Raw genomic sequence first — 1,046 nt, 5'->3', positions numbered from 1 at the left:
CGATCGGCTAGTCCAACGGGAGGTCGAGCAGGGGACGCGCACGCGGGGCCTAGGAGCCCTCGCGCCGCTCGCGGCTCTTCACACCCCGGGTGTGGACGAAGTCGAGCTCGCTCTGCTCCTGCCCCGGCGGGTCGACTGCCTTGGGGCGCCACCCCACCAGGCGCTGGGGCTTGGCGAAGCGGCCGGCGTTCTCCGGGTGGAGGGACGCAGGCAGGAGGTGAGTATCCGATGCGCTGCCGACGGAGACGACGATCGTATCGAGGTCAGGGATCTGAGAGAGGATCTCGGTCATCATCGTCCCAGCACCGGCGGCGATGAGCGGATTGTCGTACGCGTGTGAAGCCAGCGCCCCTGAAGACTTGACGAATTCCTCGCAGGGCAGGGACACGGTCGCCGGAACCCCGGCATCGCGAGCTGCCCACGCGCAGGCCAGTCCCGCGTTCCCGCCCGAGGCGATCGTGACACCGGCATCGGGGAGAGTGCCTTCAGCCAAGTGGGTCTGGATGAAGTTCTGCGCTCCGCGGGCCTTGAACGATCCCGTGTACTGCATGAATTCGAGAGCGAAGTGGACTCCCGAACCAGCCGGGTCGCTGCTTGGCGGGGCACTCCACGTCGCGGCCGTCGACGTCGGCGCAGCGGGTGCCTGGCCGGGCTGGGCGGAGGCCACCGTCACCGGACGCACTCGACCGGCGATCCGGGCGGCCGCTGCTTCGATATCGGGGTAGGACACCTGCGTCACTGGAGCCTCCTCAGTTGGTGAGAATGGACAGGCTGATCACTTTTGATGCAACGAGCCAGTCTGCAGACGGGCCTGCCACCCTACGGGCTATGCGCGTTCAGCTTGTGTGCTTGACGATGCCCAGCGGTGCGCCCTTGGGCTCCTTGACCAGGCTGACAGCGAGCAGCGAGATGACGCAGACGCCGATCATGTAGGCCGCGATCGACAGCGACGAACCGGTGCGTGCCAGCAGAGTCTCCGCGATCGTGGGGGCGAATGCTCCGCCCAGGATCGCACCCAGGGCGTAGCCGATCGAGACTCCCGAGTA

1 protein-coding gene and 1 pseudogene are annotated in these 1,046 nt (G+C 67.3%); both read right to left on the bottom strand.

Features of this window, described 5'->3' with window-relative positions:
* Positions 1–49 precede the first annotated feature (49 nt).
* On the bottom strand, positions 50–739 hold the full coding sequence (locus BSP109_RS16800) for a pyridoxal-phosphate dependent enzyme (RefSeq protein WP_257944766.1): 690 nt from the start codon (positions 737–739) through the stop codon (positions 50–52).
* A gap of 97 nt (positions 740–836) precedes the next feature.
* Positions 837–1,046: pseudogene (locus BSP109_RS16795) on the bottom strand (MFS transporter); the annotation flags it as partial.

This window comes from Brevibacterium sp. Mu109 (assembly GCF_900169375.1).
Lineage (GTDB): Bacteria > Actinomycetota > Actinomycetes > Actinomycetales > Brevibacteriaceae > Brevibacterium > Brevibacterium yomogidense_A.
The sequence above is the reverse complement of the archived record's forward strand: the minus strand, read 5'-3'. Positions and strand labels throughout refer to the sequence as shown.